The following is a 22,052-nucleotide window of genomic DNA, read 5'->3' as shown; positions in this document are numbered from 1 at the left end:
GATGGTTTGTTAACGTTTAGCGATGTACAGCTATTAGCAAACAGTTCAGATATTGACGGTACAGTTACTGTTGAGAGTGTGAGTTACACAGGTGGAGACGGTATCTTCACTAATAACGGTAATGGTACTTACAGTTTTGCACCGAATGACAACTTCAACGGCGATGTGTCGATTAATGTCACCGTCGTCGATGATGATGGGGCGACTGCGACAACCACTGCGGATGTTGGTGTCATAGCGGTGAATGACACGCCGATAGTGTCGGGTAATGTGGCGTACAATGTGGACGAGGATGGCACCATCACGCTTAGCCAAGAGCAGTTGTTGGGCAATGCCAGTGACATTGATGGTGATGATTTAACCGCTTCGAATTTAGAGCTTGCTAGTGGTGGTTCGGTTATCGATAACGGGGATGGTAGCTTTACCGTCACTCCAACGGCCGATTTTAACGGTGATTTGGCGTTAACGTTTGATGTTAGTGATGGCACGGCAACGGTGGCTACGGGTCTTGATTTAACGGTGAATCCGATTAATGACTTGGTCATTGTTTCACCACCTTCATTTGATATTAATGAAGATGATACGATTACCATTACAGACGAGCAGTTACTTGCCGGTGCTGCTGACGTAGACGGTGACGACTTATCTATTTCTTCGGTCAGTTACACAGGTAGTGATGGTGATTTTACTGACAACGGCAACGGCACTTATAGTTTCGTGCCTAATGAAAACTTTAACGGTACAGTTGATCTTGATTTCTCAGTCTCAGATGGTGTCAGTGTTACCGATGCTACTAGCACTATTACTGTCGATGCCATTAACGATCTACCATTAGCACCTACGGTTACCTTTACTAGTGAAGAAGATCAGGCGTTAGTCATTGAACCAGAATACATTCTTGCAAATGCTACCGATGTTGACGGTGATAATTTAACACTTGAGTCAATCGTAGTACGTCAACCTCAAAACGCGACGATTACGCAGCAGTCTGACGGCACCTATCAAATGTTAGCAGCAGCCGACTTTAACGGGCTTGTTGAGCTAGCATATATCATTAATGATGGGGTCGAATCTGTTGAGGGTACATTAGAGGTCGATGTCACACCCGTTAATGACGCTGTATTTAGTTCAGGTAACGCCCATTTAACGACAGTCGAAGATGGCTCGATTACGTTTAACCAAGTGGACATGTTAAATCTCTTTAGTGACGTTGACGGTGACACTCTTACCTTATCTAGGGTTATTGCAAGTGAACCTGATGAAGGTAATATTGTTGATAACAGTGATGGCACATGGACTTATACACCAAATGGTGATTTCTCGGGTACATCTGGGCTTCAATTAGTTGTAACCGACGGTGAAACAGAGACAGTCTTAGATATGCCTGTCTTTGTTAGGCCACACGCCGACGGTGCAGTGATAACCTCTTCTCATTCAGGTCCACTAGTCTTTAATGAAGATTCGTCTGGGTTATTAAGCTTAAATGTAGACCTGTTAGACGATTCTGAGATGCTAAGTAATCTAATTATGACAGGCTACCCCGTAGGATTTACGGTTAGCGATGGTAATTACACAATTACGATTACATCTCCAGATCAAGTAATCAATATTACGCAATGGAATATTGACCAAATTGAAATGACGCCACCCGAAAACTGGAGCGGTGATTTCAGTGTAACGGTAACTGCCACTACAGTAGATTATGGCGATGAAGGCTCCCTAGTCGCACCTGATCTCGATAACTTGGTAGGTGACTTCGATACGTCTAGCGGTCAGGATATTACCTTAACCATGGAAGACCTTCTCGCTCAGGCAGATGACTTAGAAATTGCATCAAGTGACGAAGTTAGTATCGACCTTGCCCATTTGGTCGATCCAAGTCAGGGGTCATTAACTGAAAATAGTGACGGTACTTTTACTTTTAGTCCGGCAGATGGTTTTAACGGCCAAGTTGATTTTGCATTTGTAGTAATACAAAACGGTGAGATGCATGATGTACAAAGTTCAATTGCCGTACATGCTACAGAGGAGCCTAACGCTACTGGTAATTCAACTCCTGAAAGTTCGGGTATTGCAACCACCACGCTTACACCTGGAGAAAGCTTAGTCTTTACCGATCAAGACCTGCTATCACAGATTACTGATGCTGATGGTGACACATTGACTATAGAGTCTGTTCAACTCGTATCGGGTGAAGGTACATTGCAAATAACAGGGGAAGGCGAATATAACTTTATTCCACAAGATGGATTTGAATCATTAGCACAAATCCAGTTTGTTGCTTCTGATGGTACAGAAACAATTTCTAGCCACATTAATCTCGATTTCAGCAATCAAGCACCTGAAGTTTCTGCTGATATCGTTGCCGCTACATCACAAGTAAGTGAAGATGGTAGCGTGACTATTAGCTCCGATGAACTTCTAACTGCACTCTCTGCTAGCGATCATGAAGGTGATGCTCTTTCAATAGTACGAATTGACATCAATGAAAATGGTTCAGTAGTAGACAATGGCAACGGCACTTTTACTGTCACACCGAACCCTAACTTTAACGGTACACTAAGTCTTAATACTGTTGTGACTGATGGTGTTTCAGAGACCGAAGGTTCTGTGACGCTTGATGTTTCCGCGGTGAATGACTTAACCGTGGTGAGTGATGCTACCTATACCGTCAGTGAAGATGGCACGTTGACCTTCACGGACGAGCAACTGCTTACTAACGCGACAGACATTGATGGCGACGACTTGTCGATTGAGTCGGTCAGTTACAACGGTACCGATGGTGTGTTTACCGACAATGGCAACGGCACTTACAGTTTCGTACCGAACGACAACTTCAATGGTGACGTTGCGCTTGATTTTACGGTGAGTGATGGTACTAACACGACGGACGCGAACATCAATGTCAGCGTGACAGATGTAAACGATGCACCTGTTGCGGGCTCGACCAGTTATCAAGCAAATGAAGATGGTTTGCTCACCTTCAATGATGAACAACTATTGGCAAACAGTTCAGATATTGACGGTACAGTTACTGTTGAGAGTGTGAGTTACACAGGTGGAGACGGTATCTTCACTAATAACGGTAATGGTACTTACAGTTTTGCACCGAATGACAACTTCAACGGCGATGTGTCGATTAATGTCACCGTCGTCGATGATGATGGGGCGACTGCGACAACCACTGCGGATGTTGATGTCATAGCGGTGAATGACACGCCGATAGTGTCGGGTAATGTGGCGTACAATGTGGACGAGGATGGCACCATCACGCTTAGCCAAGAGCAGTTGTTGGGCAATGCCAGTGACATCGATGGTGATGCATTGACCGCATCGAACTTACAATTAGCGAGTGGAGGTACGGTTACCGATAATGGGGATGGTAGCTTTACCGTTACGCCGGAAGCGCACTTTAATGGCGACTTGACGTTAACCTTTGATGTCAGTGATGGCACGGCAACGGTGGCTACGGGTCTTGACTTAACGGTTGTCGCAGTGAATGACACGCCAGAAGCAGGCGATGAAATCTCTATCCAAGCGGAAGAAGATCAAACAGTGGGCGTTTCTCTGCGTGAAGAGCCTGTGTTACGTTTCGACATAGCTCCTGAAAACGGTGTCATTGAAGCGAACTTGAACGACGAATGGGTAGAGCTAGAGGTAGGGCAAGAAGTCCCTGTGGACACGGAAGTACGCTTCATTCCAAATGATAATGATGATATTACACATACTAGCCAAATCGGTACCTTTGATGACAATGCTAGCCTTGATGATTGGGGCATTGCCGTTGATCCTAATACGCGTGAACTCGTTGATGGTGATTTGAAAGTCACTATCCAAAGTAATGATGGTCCACTCAGTGCGTGGAATGCTGATGGCGCTACTGGTCATGGTATCGGTGATAACGACAAAGCTGGTTTGAGTGGAAACGAAAAACTTACTATGACCGTTGAAGGTCAGGAGATTAACGAAATCAGCCTCCAGCTAGGCGGTATGGGGGGATATTTTGATAATAAAGGATCTCCTTATTATACAGAGGTAGAAGTTAGAGCATTTAACTCAGATGGTGACTTGGTCGACTCAATGATTGTAGAAAAAGATCAAAGTGATCAAGGATTTGAGGCAAGTGTTACTTTAACTGTAAACGAACCAGTGTCTTACTTTGAGTTAGGTTCGAATATAGGTAATGGTGACTACGTACTTCAAAACATCACGCTTTCTCAAACTATTCACGATGAAGCGGTGTTTACATCTATTGGTGTGGACGGCACTGAAATGACCGAAACGGTAGAACTTAATATCCGTGAAGGTGACAATGAAATCGAACTGACCGCTGACCTGCCAAATGTGACCATTGATACCGGAGGGGCTACGCAGTTTGCCTCTGTGGTTATTACAGAAGAACAGCTCTTCGCACAAGCGAGTGATATCGATGGAGACATTCTTGAGATTCAAAATATAGAACTGGTGGGTGATAACGCGGAGTACGTCACGTTAACCGATAACGGTGACGGTACGTGGATAATTACACCGGATAATAACTTCAACGGTGAGGTTGAGCTGGGTTATCAAGTAACCGATGGTGTTGCCACTGATGGCAATATCATCAATATTAATTTCGAGGCGGTTAATGATGCGCCAGTGAGTGGTGATTTGGCGTACACCGTTAATGAAGATAACTCTATTACGTTAAGTCAAGAGCAACTATTAGCGCAAGCGACCGATGTGGAAAGTGATGACCTAACGGCCGCAAACTTGTCTGTTAGTGGTAACGCGACAGTGACGGAAAACGATGATGGCAGTTTCACTATTACACCGAATGCGAACTTTAATGGTGATATTGATATCACCTTCGACCTAACGGATGGCACCGATACGGTGATCGCAACGGCAGACCTAACGGTCAATCCGATGAGTGACCCAACGGTGGTGAGTGATGTTAGTTACACCATTGAAGAAGATGGTACGTTAACGTTCACTGATGCGCAGCTTCTAGCGGGGGCGTCAGATGCCGATGGTGAAACGCTGTCGATTGAGTCGGTCAGTTACAACGGTACCGATGGTGTGTTTACTAATAATGGTAATGGCACTTACAGCTTTGCTCCGAATGACAACTTCAATGGTGATGTTGCACTTGATTTTACGGTGACTGACGGTACCGAAACAACGGATGCTAATATTAATGTGAGTGTATCGGAGGTGAACGATGTTCCGGTTGTTGCGGGGAACCTTTCGTACACAATCAATGAAGACAACAGTCTGACTCTGACACAATCGCAGCTGTTAAGTCAGGCCCGTGATGTTGATGGCGATAATCTACAAGCAACTAATGTAGAGTTCGCTGCCGGCACGGTTACAACCGACGGTGTTGGTACAGTGACATTAACGCCTAACCAAGACTTTAACGGTGATGTTACACTTAGCTTTGATGTTACTGATGGCGTTGACACGGTTGCCTCGTCGATTAATCTATCGATTACGCCAATCAATGATGCACCAACCAGTGATGGTGTCAGCCTGAACGTTGATGAAGATGGCGTAATCACAATTACTCAAGCAGACTTGATTGGCAGTGCAACAGATGTTGAAAGCGATGCGTTCAGTGCCATTATAGATATGAGTGACGCAGTTGCGAACGATGACGGGAAGCCACAACTGACATTAGATAATGCTACGTTAATTGACAATCAAGACGGTAGTTATCAGTTGATACCTGACGCTGATTATAACGGCAACTTTGATATCACTTATACGCTAAGTGATGGCAATGATAGCTCGTCAACTGCTCTATCGATGACCATTAATCCAGTCAACGATGCGCCAGATGTTGACGGCAATGCAATCCTACAAGGCTATGAAAATGCGTCACTCACGATCACCGAAGCCGATTTACTGGCGGAAGCGAGTGATGTTGATGATGACAACCTAAGTGTGGTCAATTTAGATGTTGAAGGTGCTGGTGATCTAGTAGATAACGGTGATGGTACTTGGACATACACACCTGAACCAGGATTTTACGGTGACCTAAATGTATCGTTCGATGTATCGGATGGCGTGACGACAACACCTGCAGACGCGGACTTTAATATACGTATCAATACCGCGCCAACAGTTCATGATTCAGCGGATCAGCTATCCGGAACGGAAGACCAAGCAATTATCATCGAGCAGGCGCAAATCTTGTCTATGTTAACAGATGCCGAGGGCGATACGATTAGTATTAGTAATTTCAACTTGGTCGATAATTCAGTCGGTTCTTTGGTTGATAATGGTGATGGAACTTGGAGCTTCACGCCAGTTGATGATTTTAATGGCGATGTGCCAATCAGCTTTACAGCGACGGACAATATTGGTGCTAGTGAATCGATTGATATCACTATGTTGGTTCAGAATGTTAATGATGTACCGGTATTTAATGTACCAGAGGTGACGTTCAGCGAGTCTTATACAGATACTGAGCAGCTAACAAGCCGTTTAGATACCTATAATGCCCAAGGGGTTGAACTACCGAGTGGTGAAACTTTAATAGTGAGTCAGAGTTACGACTCAGTGTCGTTCTCACAATTACTTAAAGCACAGCTAATTGGTGAAGATGGTACTCCGCAAGGAGAAACCATGACACTTACCAGTTTTAGCGGTTCTCCTTCAAACATAGATGTAACCGCTTCATCAAATGGTGATCTGTTAGTAAGTTTTACAGAATGGGATAGCTCTGGAGGTAATTCTGTTAAGGTTCAAATGATTGATGTGAACACACAAACATCTAGCGATCCTATTGTTATTGATAGTGAATCAAGCATTTACGGTTCTCCTGCTGTAAGTCTCCAAGAGGATGGTACGTTCTTAATGGCTTACGGTGGATCTGATAGTGATGGAGTAGCTGAAATTAATGTGGTTTCATTGAGTAATACAGGTGAGGTTATAGGCTCTGTTACTGAAGTTGGCGGCTTGGATGTTAACTGGAATACTAAGCTATTTATAAGCAGTGAAGGCTCGGTACAAGTATTAAGTAAATCAGGGCAAGAAACCCAACTTAGTGTCATTGATACAAATAGTGGAACCATTGAAAATACTACTGTGTTAGATGCTATTAGCGACAGTACTAGTATCAACGATACACTTACGTTAGAAGATGGATCAACGCTGTTATTAACTAGTGAATGGGTATCAGGAGTAGGTGCACAAAATGGCATAATTAAAATTGATCCAGATTTAAATGTAACCACTCTTGTCGTTGAGGGGCATAATGGTTCTAGTGGCTATATGTCTAACCTTAACCTTGTTGATACTGGTGACGGTAACTTCGCAGTTGGTTGGAACGAAAGTACAACCGTTTATGCGACAGGCTATGATGCTGATGGTAATGTTTTACAAGAGTCGACCGTCGCTCAGCTCAGTAGCTATCCGAATGGTATTACATTTAGTTCCGATAGCGACCAACTTACAGCCACTTGGTCACTTTACGACAACTCGACTGCTAGTAATCAAACTTATACCAAGTCAGTGTCGTTGGCTGAACCGCAACCTGAGTATGCGCAAATGGATGCTAGTGGTGCAGAAGACTCTGTAATTGTACTAACACTTGAGGATCTGACATCATCGGTAACAGACGTTGATGGTGATACATTTACCATTGAAAATATTTCTAGTAGTAATGGGACGATTGAAGATAATGAGGATGGCACATTTAACTATACCCCTGAGCCAGACTTTAACGGTTTAACCATCTTTAATTTTGACGTCAATGATGGCACTGTTTCTATCCCTGTATCGATGAGTTTAACGGTCGACCCTGTTAACGATACGCCGATTACTAATACACTGAACCTACAAGGTTATGAAGATGCTGCCTTTACTATAAGTGAATCTCAACTGCTAGCGAGTACGACAGACATTGATGGTGATGCGTTATCGGTAAGCAATGTATCTGCGAGTGGTAACGGCCTTTTGTCTGATAACGGTGACGGTACTTGGACATATACACCTGATGCTGACTTTGTTGGTGATGTATCGTTGAGTTTTGATATAAGTGATGGGGAAGAGGTTATTCAAGGTGATGCAAATCTGAATATTCGTGTCAATACAACCCCTGAAGATACCGATAGCGTAACCTTGACCGGTATAGAAGATGTTGCAACAATCATTAGCGCTGAAGACCTCTTGGCAACGGTTGTTGATGGTGAAAATGATGCGATGACAGTACTCAATGTTGAGTCTGCTGATGCGGCTAAAGCCACTATCGAAGACAATGGCGACGGTACTTGGACTGTTACTACAGCCGAGAACTTTAATGGTGATTTACCGATCAACTTTACGGTAACAGACAGCATCGCTGATGGTGTGACTGTCGATATTACTATGACAGTACAAGCGGTGAATGACGCCCCTGTATTTGTTTCGCCTAATACTACATTAAATGTCACAGAGACTGGTACAGAGGTGTTAACAGACTTTTCCTTGAGTAGTCCTCAAACGGTCACGTTCGACGACGGTTCATCGATGGTTTTAACCTTGCAATCTGATCCTATCACCTATAACCAGGTATTGGCGGCTCAGAATTTTGCTGCTGATGGTACACCAGAAGGGACACCTGTCTCTATGAATGAGTTTGATAGTTCGCCTTCAAACCTAACCGTTGCCGCAACTGAATCAGGTGGGGTCTCTGTAGCTTATTCTGCTTGGGATAGTGATACAGGTGGTCAGGCGCTTAAATACATGTCGTTCGACGAAAACATGGCTGTGACATCGCCAGAAGTTACCGTTGCTACATCTAATAGCTTTTACGGATTAGACATCACGATACAAAATGATGGTGGTAGTAGTTTGGTCTTTGGAACGAGTGAAGGTTGGGGATCAAGCGCGAGTAACCACGTCAATGTGCAAACTCTCGATGCCAACGGCCAACCAGAAGGTTCTGTATTAGAAATACCTGTGGGAGCGATGAACTGGACAACTAAAGTTTCTGTTGGTTCTGATGGCAATGTTACGATGATAGGATCTGACAGTGGTCAAATGCAAATCACAAGTATTGATACAGGAACCGGCATTATTACCGACACTAGTGTTATTAACAGTGTGAGTTCGAGTGCGAATATTGCCACCTCTGATATGTTAGAGGATGGCTCTAGCGTAACTATATTTAGTGAATGGATTGGAAGTGAAACAGTCTATACAGCTGTTCAGGTTGATCCTGATGGGACAGAGACCAGTTATGCGATAGCTCCACCTGACGGCGTGACAGGTTATGCCAATAGCCACACCTTAGCTGACACGGGTGATGGTTCATTTGCAATCGGTTGGTCGCAAGGCTCGAATGAGAATGGTTTCTATGTCAATCAATACAACGATGGCGAAACGCTTCAGACCATTACAATGCTAGATGGAGTTTCAAGTATAAATAGTCCAGTTATTCATTTTGATGGAGATCAGCTAATTGGTACCTGGTCATCGAGTAGTAACGGTGCATCTGAAGTAGCAACCCGCGCAGTTCCTGCTATTGATGTAACGCCTGAACCTGACGTTACCATGGATATCGCTAGTGATGGTTCTGTTACGCTCGAGACCGAGCAACTACTGAGTATGTTTACTGATGTAGAAGGTGATGAGATTGAGATAACTGATGTTACGACAGCTGACAGCTCACTAATCATTACCAATAATGGTGACGGCACCTTTACTATGACTGGAAGTGGTGAAGGTAACTTGGCCAATCTTACGGTTATCGTCAACGATGGTACCAACACACTTGAGCAGAACATTCTGGTTAAAACCTCGGATATTGTAGAAGATTATACCATCTCGGATGATGGTTCATTAACATTTGCATCAGAGCAACTATTAGATGAGCTAGGTGTTAATACTTCATCAGAGATATTAGATATTACGGATTCTAACAATGCAGGCTTCTTTGCAGAGTCAGGTGATTCAGAGTGGGTATATTGGCCGAATGATGACTTTGATGGTAATTTAACCATGAGTGTTGAAATTAACGATAATGGTGTAACGTCTAGTCATGATCTAAGTATTCAAGTTGCCGGCGATTTTGAGCAAAATGATGAGGAGCAAACCGTACAGTCAATCGATGAGCAACAAACTGATACAACACAGACAGCTGAGCAATCGCAAAGTGATTCTGTAGATGAAGAAGAAAGCAGTGCAGATGTGACAGCCGCACCGGGTGATACGATCTCTATCTCGATTCCTGATGAGGTAAGTGGTAACGAATCGGTGGATTACGCGGAAATGTCCGGTTTACCTGAAGGTTCTAGCGTGAGTAATGCGCTGGATAACGGAGATGGTAGCTTCACTATCAGTGGTAACCTTGAGCAGTCGGTATCGGTTGAGCTTCCTGAAGGTTACGAGGGCACTAGCGAGATCCAATTCCAAGGTTACGACGAGTTGGGTAGTTCGATAGACGGTGCAAGTGGCTCTGTTGAAGTTGAAGTTGATGATCAATACACCATGCAAGGTTCTACTCAAGAGCAGCAAACAGACATGGCAGGTATGGAATCAGGTGGCAGTGACTGGACTAGTGCTGGTGGTCAAGACCAAGGTGTTGACTTCACAGACGACTCTGGAAGTTTTGATTCAGATTCACAAACAAGTACCGATCAAAACACTGACTTTGACCAAGGCTCGATCTAATCGAGAGGGCTTAGTTTTAGTCTAAACTGACAAATAGATAGGGCAGCGAAAAGTTGCCCTCATTAAAGCCATGTAGAGTTATTGATACATGGCTTTTTTATTTGTTTTTTTGGCTATTTGTTTCGATAAATAAACTTGAGAACAGGCAAAAATGTCCTTTCTTATTAGAAGAGTCAGTTAGAAATGAGGGACGACATGTATCGTTATGTCAGTTCACCGCAAGCATCGAAGTACATCGTGCCACCACCTCAGCATCGAGAGTTGTCGAGTGTGGATGTGCCTGAGTCTGAATTAGAGATGCGAGAAATATTGAACAATTGGTTTGCTGATGGTTTAGCACCGATTATTGAAAGTGAAGATGACTACATCTCAGCGAGCGATCACGTTCGATTTGAAAAGCTCAGCCGCACCGTTGGGATGTTGTTGAGAAACAAAGATTATTATTTTGCGGCCAAACGGATTTTATCGGGGTGGGAACAAGATTGTCTTGAAACCACTTATGTCAATTATCTGATTTTACGCAGCGAGCGAGTTACTTCTCTAAGTTAATAATGTCGAATTTCCCTTTAGTGATCTAGTGATTAGGTGATTTAGTGTCTTTGTGCTTACGAGCTTTTTCCAGGAAACTAGGCAAACAAAAAGGGCAAGTTTTCAGGCTCACCCTTAAGGTTCTTTGTTTTACTTAACGTTGTTGTTGTGGTTTCGCGTTTTTTTCACTTAATTATAAACAGGGTTGCTATTTACACCCAACCATCAAATTTGAGTCGTTTTTGAATTCTTTCGACCGCTTCTTTCTGCATTTGTCTAACTCGTTCATTAGAAACGTTTACATCCAACATTTGTCCAATCTCAGACAACGTTTTCACCTTGTTATCAAAGAAACCAAAACGGTGGATGAGTACCTTTTGTAACTTTGGAGGAAGGGTATTGATGATTTGTTCTAGAGCTAGGGTAAAGGACTTATCTTCACAATCTTGTTGAGGATCGGGAATGTGTTCACTTTCACATTGATCGAGCACCATGGGTGCATGGCTAGTTCCGACCGTTGTCGTCACGTCAATAAATCCGCTCAATGCTACCAGTTGGTCGACGCGTTCGGCTTTAACGCCAGAACAGTCTGATAGTTCAGAAATAGAAATTTCTTTACACATTTTTTTGCTTACATCGAGCTTCTTTGAGGCGAGGCTGTTTATTTCTTTGCACACATGAGCTGGTAATCTGACGGTACGTCCCGTGTTCATCAGTGCGGCTTCAATACTTTCACGGATCCACCACACAGCATAGGTTGAAAAGTGATAGCCCGGTTCTGGGTCATATTTGTCAATGGCCTTAATTAACCCAATGTTGCCTTCTTCGATCAGGTCGAGCAGGGTGAAATTATTGCCTTTACGTTTTAGGTAACTCTTTGCGATTTTTACAACAAGGCGTAGGTTTGATTCGATCATCACATCTCGCGCTTTTTTATCACCCGCGCGATTCAATTTTGCGTAATACACCTCATCTTCACGCGACAGCAGATCAATGCCCACAATATCCTTCAGATAATGAGCATAAGGTTCTGCACTGGTAGAAAATGATTCATTAATGGGTGTTTCTTCCGTGAGCCCCTGAAACGCAGCAAAACTATTGTTGTTCATATCCTTGTCCTTATCTAGCCGACTGAACGTTTTATTTTATTGTTATGCCACCAAGTGATTAACGCTTGGTTCATTAGAGTGTAGATTACAGTTTCTTCTTTACCAACAAATAAAATGCAATCCTGTATGTTTATGTCACAAAAATATCTACAAATATTTAACCTTTTTGCATCTCATCAATTGGGTTGGTTTTTTATTTAAAACATCAACATAGCGGGTTTACAAAGCCTGTCTTATGCATCGGTTTATCTAGATAAATGTCATGAATTTATAGGTGTGGAGTGGCTATATAATTGACAAGGAAAGTGATGAAGAAAATGGCAAGAGTTGAGGTTCAATGTTTCTAAGCACCTCAACTCTTTCAGCTGTTTTTGCTATTCAGTATCGCCACGAAAGTCTTAATTCTATCGACTAATAAGTGCTAAGAACCTCATCGATTTGTTGGTTAATGATCTTCATTTCGCTGTAGATAACAGAAAGATCATCATCTTGCGGCGCGAGCTTATTTAGTGTGTTTTGTTCTACTCTTTCTAAGGCCACAGTAGCAGTCTCTTCGCCAAAGCTGGCTAATATGCCTTTCAAGGTATGCACAGTGAAATGAAGCTTGCCCCAATCTTGTTGTTGTACTAATTCTTCTATCTCTTCGAGTGAATTGCCATGGTCTTCTTGGTAAGTTGACAGCACAGCGTAAATCACTTCTCTGTCATTATCTAAGTAGGCATTTAAAGCATCAAAATCTAGCATATAGACTCCTGTCGGCTGCTTGTTGAGAATGGGCTAGGTGGCTTAGTGGAAAAACCATACCTTGATGAATCACTGATCCATTGGTTCCATCTTGGTGGAAGTTCTAGCTGTGTCAGTTCTTCTACGTATTCGTCGCTAAGGTTTACTTCTATGTGAGCGTTATTGACGGCATATAGATAGTCAAGCTTAGCGGCGACTGAATAAGGGTAATTGTGAATGTAATCTTTTAATTCTTGGATCGACCCCGAATTTCCGATATTGATGCAAGTGGACGGGTCGGCTGTGTTTGACGCCAGTTGTTCTTGTACTGGCTCACCACGAGATTTGAGGCATTCCGCTACAAGATGGTACAACGAGTATTCGCCAAAGTGACTAAGCAACGGCAACAGTTGAGCTAGCAGCGAAGTCGGTTGGTTGAAAAAATGATTCGATAACAGCTTGGTTGCTCGTATCACTTTTTTGTGGGCAACCAATGGGCTGTTTTCTATCAGCAATATACTGCTCTGGAACAGGGCAAGGCTGGCTAAAACTTGTTGTTGTAGCTTTGCGGGGAGCTTTAAATTCACTAACTCAGTGAATTGGTTGGCGTGCTCAAGCAACATACGTTTGTTACTTGTCTGAGTTTCTCGTTGGTAGGTCGCTTTTAAAGAGTCGTAGTGCGTGCCAATCGAATTAATCACATCAATATCGGCAGACGAAATGTGGGTCGCGTACATTTCCCCAAGCTTAATCAACATGTGCGTATTATCGACGTTCTCGGCCAAGTCGATCGCTCTGATTGCGCGATGGCTGATGCTCGGCGTCATTTCAAATGCTCGTATTGCCAGCTTAAGCGCTGGCAGCAACATCTTATGTTTTTCATAGATGCAGCTTAAGCAATCAATCACGTTTAGTGACAATGGCTGAACAATCAAGTAATTGTGCAGTTTTTCTATCGCTAGGTTCGGTTTACCTAAGCTGTCTAAAATCAATGCCTCTGCAACCAACTTTGTCGGGTGCATTTTTGTTTTCGAAGTCGTGAGGACATTTGAAAGCAAGTCCCACTTTTTACCCGCGATTAAGTGCTCGATCAGTGTCGCTTCGAATTGTACGTTCACTTGGTTATTAGGAATCGCTAGCGCCTGATTAAGCACTTCAGGTGTGTTTATTGGGTAGAGGCGGTTTAGTTGATCAATTTGCTGAGATTCAAACACTGCGTTCTGGACTTTCTTACCCAACGATTGAGTGTGAATCGGCTTAGAAATGAAATGATGCGCTTCGCCGGATAGGGCGGTTAGAACTGTTTCCTGACGCATATCGCCAGAAAGTAGAATAGTCGCAACCGTATGATCGATAAGTCGATTTCGGTAAAGAATGCCCAACAACTCAAACCCTGTGAATGATTGCTCTAAGTGGTAATCAATGAGGAGAACGTGAAAAGAGTGCGTCTCGACCGCTTTTATGGCTTGTCGATAATCGGTTGCAATAAAGATGCAGTCGCGCGAAATGCCAAGGCTCGCCAATTGTTGCTTGATAAGTATCGTTGCACTTTTAGAGTCGTCGACAATCAAAACCCGTAGGTCTGGTGGTAAGGTCAAATCCATTTTCCTCAATACCAAATGTTATTTTTAATTTAGGTGTCAGGTTGTACATTGTCAAGGTTGCGTACCATAAATTGCTTGAGGTTTAACTCTTTGTTGTTCATTAGATTTTTGGGAGTTAAAGATAAACCATTAGGCTAGGTTCTTGGCTTGTTGTACCACAGAGCGTGGAATAAGATTAATCGCATTTGAGGGAGTAGATTTGAAACATTTGTGATTTACCGTATTTATGTATTTAATCGAAATTATTTATTGTAATCATATTAAATTTGAATTGTGGGCGGCTGACCTTAAAAGTATTCTTATAGATAAACGACGGTATATTATTCCGTTTATAAGGATGTTTCATGTTTTCGCTTTCTATAAAAAATAAAGTTCTGGCATTGTGCCTTTTCTCTTTTGCTGGTTTCAGTAGTATTTTGTTTGTGGGCGAGGGGGCCTTAAGTAATAACAACGAACAAGTAAATCGAATCGATAAAGTTCTTTATCCAATCATGGATTCGTCGTCAATGAACAGAGTGTTAATCTCTCAATTGGCCGAACGATTTAATTTAGCCGTCACGTTAGGTGACGAAGAACTACTTCAAATGAATGCTGCTACCTACAAGGAAATAGTAGCTAACTTTCAGATGCAGGTAGAATTAGACCCATCAATCAAATATTCAATCATAGAACTTCAGAAAAATACCACGACATATTTTGAGTTAGCACATCGCATTGCTAAAGGCATGATCGATGGAGATCTGTCATTGATAGAGGTTGGTAAACTAGCCAAGCAAAATAGCGACATGCTTGAAGTGCTTACCCAAGATATAAACCACTTCTCGGAAGCTCGAATCTCAGATTTTGAAAACTCAGTCACGGTACTTGAGGAAAATAACCTTAGTTCAAACAAAATAATGACAGTGCTTGGCATCACGGCGTTGATTGCACTGTGTTTGTTTGGATGGTTCGTTGTGCATGCTATTCGTAAAGATTTGGCGAACATCAGTGACAAAATGAGAGACATTGCCGAAGGTGAGGGGGATTTAACGGTTCGCCTGGTACATGCAAAAAATGACGAACTAAAGCCTCTGGTTGATTCGTTCAACTCTTTCGTTTCTCATTTACAGCGTAATGTGTCAGAGACCATAGAAAACGTTGTCGAACTAGACTCTATATCGCGTTTTTTAGTTAGTACAAGCCAAAACACTCGCACATTGTCAAAGAATCAACATTTGGCAATTGAAGAAGTATCCCAATCATTACAACAGCTATTCATGGCGGCAAAAGACATTGCCGTGAATGCCAATGACGCATCTTTATCTGCCACCAGTGCAAGTGAACAAGCTTCGATGGGTGAGTCTCAAGTAAAAAGCACTATTCTCGCGGTACAAGAGCTGACTAGCGATGTACGACAAGCTTCTCAAGTTGTAGGTCAGTTGGATACAAACACTCAAAGTGCAGGGTCAATATTGGATTCAATTAGTGCGATTGCCGAACAAACCAACTTGTTGGCTCTTAATGCGGCAATCGAGGCGGCTAGAGCTGGCGAGCAAGGTAGAGGATTTGCAGTGGTCGCTGACGAAGTTCGCACGTTGGCTTCAAGGACACAAAGCTCTACACAAGAGATTCAGTCAGTGCTTTCTCAGCTACAAGAGCAAGCGAAAATGGCGTCGAAAATCATCTCCGAAAGCGCAATTAAAGCTGAAAATTGTGTTGAACAATCGTTAGTTGCAGAGAAGTCTCTCATTCAGATCACTAATGATGTTATGGATATTAGCCAACGTAATGACAGCATTGCGTCTGCGACTGAAGAACAAGAACAAACGTCTTCTCGAATCGAAACTTTTGTCACTGATATACGTGATATGGCTGAAGGTACGACAGATAGCGTTCAACAAGTTGATTCTGTTGCTCAAGATATTCAAAAAATCACGCGAAACCTAACTGAATTAACGGGTCATTTTAAGATTCGTTAACTTTCCTCAATTCTTCCCGCTGTTTTTTTAAGTCACGTTTTTCTTGATTTTAACCAAGAAAGACAGCGGGAGTTTGCCTCGAATTTGGGGCTACTAATTATAAAAATGAAAACATAACTGTGGAGTTCGTTATGAAAAAGACAGTAATTGCTGCTCTAGTAAGTGTTGCTTGTGGTGCTAATGCTGCAAGTATGGAAGATATTAATATCAGTGGTTTTGGTTCCGTAGGTATCGGCAAAGCGAATAATGATGTTAATTATGCGGGGTACACGAGTGAAAACCTTCAGTGGGAGCAAGAAACGCTTGCTGGCCTTCAGTTTGACTTCCAGGTGAATGAGAGAGCGAAATTCGTTACTCAGATCGTTGCGAACAGCCGCTATGATTATGAACCAAAGATCGAGATGGCCTATGCATCATACGACTTTGACAGTTTTACAGCTCGCGCTGGTAAGTTGCGTTTGCCTCTGTTTTTCTATTCTGACTATACAGATCTAGGTTACGCATACCCTATGATTCGCCCGTCTCAAGAGCTATATGAAAACATCGTTCTAAAAAACTACACCGGAGTTGATTTATTGATCCCTGTGGAGTTAGAAAATTCAAGCTTACTGATTCAACCTGTTGTGGGTGTCGGCACGATCGATGAAGATGATTCGATGGTTGGTGAAGTTAAGCTCGATAAATTGATGGGTTTAAGTGCTAACTGGAACGTCAACGATTTCACATTCCGTGGTTCTTACTTTGTTGCTGAATCAAATCCATCTTGTGATTTTAAGACATCTTCTGATCCTTACTGCCAAATGGCTGAGATGTTGGATAGCAAAGACGGCCAGTTTATTTCACTTGGTGCGCAATATGATAACGGTGATTTAATCGCAAACATCGAAGGTGCGGATGTACAGCTTGATGGTGAGTTTTATGATTACCAATCTATCTCAACATTGATTGGTTATAGGGTGAATGAGTTTACCCCGTACTTTACTGTTAACTGGGTCGAAACAACAGATAACGAAGAGCGTGTGAATCTACCTTCTTCATCTCTAAGAGAAGCAATGAACTACGAGAGATTGTCTTATGCAGTTGGTTCTCGCTGGGACTTTGCTAAGAACATGTCGCTTAAAGTCGATGTGACTTATGTTGATTACAAAGGTACCAGTGGTGGCTTCCAAGAGAATATAGAAACTACCGCAAATCCATTCGTCGCAACGGGCAATTTCTTTGAAGATGATTCAATCTTGTATTCAGCTAAATTAGACTTCGTATTCTAAGGTATCAGTATGAAAAAGTTACTAACGCTTATGGCGGCAACATTCATTTCGTTTAATGCTTCTGCAGGTATGGTTGTTATCGGTAATAGCGCAGGTGTTGATGCTTTATCGAGCGCGGATGTGAAAAAATTATTCATGGGTAAATCAAACCAACTGGGTAATGGTAGCAAAGCGCAAATCGTAGAGCTTGTGGATGGTGCTGCTGGTCGTATTGCTTTCCATGAAGTAGCAACGGGACGCTCTGAATCTCAACTGCAATCAGCGTGGGCTCGCTTGGTGTTTACTGGTAAAGCAGAAGCCCCGGTTCAAGTTGCAGATTACAGCGCCGTTATTAATCACGTTTCTTCAAACGCCAATGCTATTGGTTATGTTGACGAATCTGCGTTGAGCGGTGATGTAAAAGTACTGTTTAAGTACTAACTGTTTTCTCTTAAGAAACGGCAATTCAAACAATAAAAGCTCGGTAACTGATTGGTTATCGGGCTTCATATTTTTGCATGGTTAAATCTAGGATGACATTGATTTTAGGTTTAATCCCTCATAGTCAATATCAATACTGCAGCTAGAGCCAAGAATACCGTCATCATCAAGAACACATCGTTATAAGCCATGATAGCGGCGTCACGTTGCATGGTTCCTAACAGGCTAGCTTGCGCTTGTTGCATCGCTGTCGCGGCATCACTGCCTGATTGAATAAAGAACGCTTGCTGATCTTTGAGTGTTTGCCAACCTAATTGACTCACTGAAGGTAGCGACTCTTTAATATGTGCAAGATGCTCACGAGTTTTGTTATCCAGTAGCGTCGCGATAATTGCAATGCTGAACGCACCACCTAGGTTGCGCATTACGTTGGTTAAAGTCGAAGCGTCCGGAGTGTCCATTTTGCTGATGTTCTTCATGGCAACCAAAGACAACGGAACCATAATAAATGGGCTGCCAATAGCGCGCAGAAGCATAGATAAAATCAACTGCTGACCACCAAAATCAATCGTCATGTGGGTGTTCACGTAACAACTGAAACCAAACATCGCGAAGCCAAAGGTCACCAAGTATTTGGGCTTAATGATTTGGGTCAGTTTAGGCACGATTGGAAATATCAGTAGCTGAGGAAAACCCATCCACATCAGAACTTCACCAATCTCCATCGCGTTGTATTGCTGAATTTGCGTTAAATACAGCGGCAATACATAGATAGATCCGAGCAACGCCATCCCTAAAATCAGATAGGCGATACAAGACATCGCAAACTGCGGTTCTCGCAATAGCCGCAAATTCACCAGTGGCTTCTTGTGTTGTAACTCGTTTATCACGAAGTAAACCAAGCTCACTGCAGACACAATACTCAAACCAACGATAAAGCTTGAGCTAAACCATTCTTCACGGTTGCCTTCTTCTAACACGACTTCCAAACAACCTAAACCTAGTGCCATGGTCGCAATACCGAACCAGTCGGCTTTTTTTAGCGTACCAAGGTCGAGTTTTTCATCGTCTAAGCCATAGCGGATCATGGTGATCACGAGCAGAGCGGGCGGAATATTGATGTAAAAAATATAGTGCCACGAGAAGTTCTCGGTCAACCAACCACCAAACGTTGGGCCAATAGACGGAGCAAACGTCGCGGTAACACCAAACAGCGCCATGCCGACTGCGCGTTTGTTGATAGGCAATAGTTGAATGACCAAGGAGAAAGCGAGTGGGATTAATGCACCACCACTAAAACCTTGCATCGCACGGAACACGATCATCGACGTCATGTTCCACGAGAAAGAACACAGCAGAGATGAAATGGTAAAGATTGCCGTGGTCCACGTGAGATAACGACGCTTACCGAGCGCTTTTGAAAGCCAACCACTGAGTGGAATGGCGATCATTTCTGCGACTAGATATGACGTGGAGATCCATGAACTTTCATCCAAAGTTGCAGACAAGGCACCTTGAATATCTTTAAGAGAGGAGTTGGTGATCTGGATATCCAAGATCGCCATAAACGCACCAATCAAACCGCCGAATAGGGCGATCCAATGGCGAGTTGATACTTTGTCCTCATCATGAGTTGAGGTGACAACACCAGCGCTACTCATGGTCTAGCCTCGTTTATCGATGGTCGCAACCACAGACAAACCCGGAAGCAATCGACCTTTCAACTCTTGCTGATCTGGAATGGTGATTTTCACAGGCACACGTTGAACGATTTTGGTGAAGTTACCTGTCGCATTCTCAGGTGGCAGCAGCGCGAACTTAGCGCCAGTAGCAGGGGAGAAACTGTCTACCACGCCTTCAAGTGGCTGACCTGGAAAAGCGTCTAGTTCAACTTCAACGGTTTGACCTTTGTGAATGCCACTTAGCTGTGTCTCTTTGAAGTTTGCCTCAATCCATACTTGGTTGTTAGGCACTAAACTCATAAGCGGAGCACCAGCTTGAATCAATAAACCTTCACGCACACTGCGCTTACCAATGACGCCATCAGTAGGAGCGTAGACTTTGGTGTAATCTAGGTTGAGTTGTGCTTGATCTTGTTGTGCTTGCGCTTCTGTTACTGAGGCTTTGGCTTGCTCAATTTCGCTCGCAATAACGATCAGTTGGTCATTGGTAGCGACCAGGTTGGCTTTCGCTTCTTCTAAGTCAGCAAGTGTCACTTTTTGTTGAGCAACCATGCTATCGACTTCATCTTGAGAAGCGTAATTGCGTTTCAACAAGCTGCGAGAGCGCTGTACTTGTTGGATAGCACGTTCATATTCCGCTTCTGCGGAATCGACACCACTTTCTGCTTGGTTAATTTTGCTACGTTGTAACGTCTGTTGAGCGATTAAGTTCTTTACGTCGGATTGTACGACGGATAAATGGGCATTAGCTTGAGCAAGGGCGGCTTGGTAATCACGGTCATCAATTTGAACCAATAAGTCGCCTTCTTTCACCGATTGGTTATCACTCACGTAAGACTTAACAATATAGCCAGACACTTTAGGGCTAATATTGGTGATGTCGCCTTGTAAGTAGGCGTTATCGGTCGATTCAAAATACTGGCCGTAGCCATACCAATATCCAGCGCCAGCTAAACCTAATGACAGCATGATCGCAGTAGCAATAAGCGGTGCTTTTTTACGTTTTTTTGTGCTTACTGATTGCGAAGCGTTGTTGTTCTCTGTCATTTCTATTTTCTCATTTTGTTTTTATTTAGATGTAACGAATTGTAAATGAAAGTCATTGATTGATAAGATAGGAAAAAAGGGAAACACTGTTGCAAAAATCTTACTAATGGCGAGTTTGTGGAGGTCGGATGGATTTAAATGCGGTCACTGTTTTTACACAAGTGGTTGATTGTGGGAGTTTTACACACGCAGCTGAAGCGTTGAACATGACGAAGTCGACCGTCAGTCGAAAACTGGCTGAGCTAGAACAGCACCTAGGTGTGAGATTGATCACTCGTTCGACACGAAGTTTGGTATTAACACCGGAAGGTGAGCGCTTCTATCAGTCGAGCATGCAAATGCACGAGATTATGAACCAAGCTGAGCTAGAGGTTTCTGCTAATCAAGATCTGATTCGTGGCCCTTTAAATGTGGTGTTGCCTGTCGAGTTGGGACATCAAGTTCTCGCCAAATACATCCATAGTTTTTTACTTGAATACCCGAATGTGACGATGAACTTGGAACTGACTAACCGAGAAGTCGATATTATTGGTGAAGGCATCGATCTTTACGCGCAAATCGGTGAGTTGGCAGACTCCAGTTTGGTGTCTCGGTTTTTGACGACTTCAGGGCGTGTATTGGTCGCGAGCCCTAAATATTTAGAGCAATTTGGTGAAATTAAGACTCCCAAGGATCTCAAGTCACCATTTCGTATGATTGAGGTCTCGAATAAAGCGGCACGTTTACCCAAATGGAAGTTGCAGCTTGATGATGGGGAGTCTGAGTATATCGAGCTGCCAAGCCAACTGAAGGTGAATACCATTACCGCGTGTTTGACAGCATGTGTCGATGGGTTAGGGCTTGCAGTGCTCCCTGAGTTCATCTGTCGAGAACATTTTAAATCAGGCCGGTTGGTGCACTTGTTGCCAGAATACGACATGCCACAAGTCTCGGTAAGCTTGGTGTACGCCGATAGACAGCTCATGCCCAAACGAAAAAAGGTGTTTATTGACTACTTACTAACGGCATTCCTCAGTGAGAAGAACAAGTAGCGTTCGTCTAGTCTATCGAAGTGATTCAGAGCCCTCAGTTC

Annotated in this window: 11 protein-coding genes; 6 read left to right on the top strand and 5 right to left on the bottom strand. The window is 43.2% G+C overall.

Annotation, left to right across the window (positions count from 1 at the left end; translation table 11 throughout):
- The first annotated feature begins 6 nt into the window (after positions 1 to 6).
- Both ITG10_RS23395 and ITG10_RS23390 read left to right on the top strand, forming a co-directional pair.
- Positions 7 to 10,641, top strand: coding sequence for a tandem-95 repeat protein (locus tag ITG10_RS23395; protein WP_248386939.1), 10,635 nt, complete (start codon positions 7 to 9; stop codon positions 10,639 to 10,641).
- A 195-nt stretch (positions 10,642 to 10,836) separates the two neighbouring features.
- Entirely contained in the window at positions 10,837 to 11,190 is a 354-nt protein-coding gene (locus ITG10_RS23390; protein WP_017632146.1) for a hypothetical protein, read from the top strand.
- Between the two features lie 191 nt (positions 11,191 to 11,381).
- On the opposite strand, the gene ITG10_RS23385 is transcribed toward ITG10_RS23390, so the two are convergent.
- From ITG10_RS23385 to ITG10_RS23375, 3 genes are all read right to left on the bottom strand, one after another.
- Complete coding sequence (locus ITG10_RS23385) at positions 11,382 to 12,278, bottom strand: sigma-70 family RNA polymerase sigma factor (protein ID WP_248386937.1); 897 nt, start codon at positions 12,276 to 12,278, stop codon at positions 11,382 to 11,384.
- 411 nt (positions 12,279 to 12,689) lie between these two features.
- On the bottom strand, positions 12,690 to 13,022 hold the full coding sequence (locus ITG10_RS23380; protein ID WP_017632145.1) for an Hpt domain-containing protein: 333 nt from the start codon (positions 13,020 to 13,022) through the stop codon (positions 12,690 to 12,692).
- Positions 13,016 to 14,605 (bottom strand): response regulator, encoded by a 1,590-nt coding sequence (locus ITG10_RS23375; RefSeq protein WP_017632144.1) that lies wholly within the window; start codon positions 14,603 to 14,605, stop codon positions 13,016 to 13,018. The genes ITG10_RS23380 and ITG10_RS23375 overlap by 7 nt, the downstream gene beginning before the upstream one ends.
- 344 nt (positions 14,606 to 14,949) lie before the next feature.
- Here ITG10_RS23375 and ITG10_RS23370 point away from each other — a divergent pair, with 344 nt between their 5' ends.
- The 3 genes from ITG10_RS23370 (at position 14,950) to ITG10_RS23360 (ending at position 18,251) form a co-directional block, all read left to right on the top strand.
- Complete coding sequence (locus ITG10_RS23370) at positions 14,950 to 16,563, top strand: methyl-accepting chemotaxis protein (RefSeq protein ID WP_017632143.1); 1,614 nt, start codon at positions 14,950 to 14,952, stop codon at positions 16,561 to 16,563.
- 131 nt (positions 16,564 to 16,694) lie between these two features.
- Positions 16,695 to 17,831: a hypothetical protein gene (locus ITG10_RS23365; protein WP_017632142.1), complete on the top strand. Its 1,137-nt coding sequence runs from the start codon at positions 16,695 to 16,697 to the stop codon at positions 17,829 to 17,831.
- A 9-nt stretch (positions 17,832 to 17,840) separates the two neighbouring features.
- Positions 17,841 to 18,251: a hypothetical protein gene (locus ITG10_RS23360; protein ID WP_017632141.1), complete on the top strand. Its 411-nt coding sequence runs from the start codon at positions 17,841 to 17,843 to the stop codon at positions 18,249 to 18,251.
- Between the two features lie 110 nt (positions 18,252 to 18,361).
- On the opposite strand, the gene ITG10_RS23355 is transcribed toward ITG10_RS23360, so the two are convergent.
- Positions 18,362 to 19,912, bottom strand: coding sequence for an MDR family MFS transporter (locus tag ITG10_RS23355; protein ID WP_017632140.1), 1,551 nt, complete (start codon positions 19,910 to 19,912; stop codon positions 18,362 to 18,364).
- A gap of 3 nt (positions 19,913 to 19,915) precedes the next feature.
- Positions 19,916 to 20,980, bottom strand: a complete 1,065-nt coding sequence (locus ITG10_RS23350) for an HlyD family secretion protein (RefSeq protein WP_017632139.1) — start codon at positions 20,978 to 20,980, stop codon at positions 19,916 to 19,918.
- Between the two features lie 128 nt (positions 20,981 to 21,108).
- Here ITG10_RS23350 and ITG10_RS23345 point away from each other — a divergent pair, with 128 nt between their 5' ends.
- Positions 21,109 to 22,011 (top strand): LysR family transcriptional regulator, encoded by a 903-nt coding sequence (locus ITG10_RS23345; protein ID WP_017632138.1) that lies wholly within the window; start codon positions 21,109 to 21,111, stop codon positions 22,009 to 22,011.
- Positions 22,012 to 22,052 lie beyond the last annotated feature (41 nt).

The sequence above is a fragment of the Vibrio sp. ED004 genome (assembly GCF_023206395.1).
Lineage (GTDB): Bacteria > Pseudomonadota > Gammaproteobacteria > Enterobacterales > Vibrionaceae > Vibrio.
Note: the sequence above shows the minus strand (reverse complement) of the source record. Positions and strands in the feature narration are given on the sequence as shown.

Excerpts from the sequence above, each read along its gene's own strand:
- ITG10_RS23390 (WP_017632146.1), top strand. The coding sequence starts at position 10,837 with ATGTATCGTTATGTCAGTTCACCGCAAGCATCGAAGTACATCGTGCCA.
- ITG10_RS23385 (WP_248386937.1), bottom strand. The coding sequence starts at position 12,278 with ATGAACAACAATAGTTTTGCTGCGTTTCAGGGGCTCACGGAAGAAACA.
- ITG10_RS23380 (WP_017632145.1), bottom strand. The coding sequence starts at position 13,022 with ATGCTAGATTTTGATGCTTTAAATGCCTACTTAGATAATGACAGAGAA.
- ITG10_RS23375 (WP_017632144.1), bottom strand. The coding sequence starts at position 14,605 with ATGGATTTGACCTTACCACCAGACCTACGGGTTTTGATTGTCGACGAC.
- ITG10_RS23370 (WP_017632143.1), top strand. The coding sequence starts at position 14,950 with ATGTTTTCGCTTTCTATAAAAAATAAAGTTCTGGCATTGTGCCTTTTC.
- ITG10_RS23365 (WP_017632142.1), top strand. The coding sequence starts at position 16,695 with ATGAAAAAGACAGTAATTGCTGCTCTAGTAAGTGTTGCTTGTGGTGCT.
- ITG10_RS23360 (WP_017632141.1), top strand. The coding sequence starts at position 17,841 with ATGAAAAAGTTACTAACGCTTATGGCGGCAACATTCATTTCGTTTAAT.
- ITG10_RS23355 (WP_017632140.1), bottom strand. The coding sequence starts at position 19,912 with ATGAGTAGCGCTGGTGTTGTCACCTCAACTCATGATGAGGACAAAGTA.
- ITG10_RS23350 (WP_017632139.1), bottom strand. The coding sequence starts at position 20,980 with ATGACAGAGAACAACAACGCTTCGCAATCAGTAAGCACAAAAAAACGT.
- ITG10_RS23345 (WP_017632138.1), top strand. The coding sequence starts at position 21,109 with ATGGATTTAAATGCGGTCACTGTTTTTACACAAGTGGTTGATTGTGGG.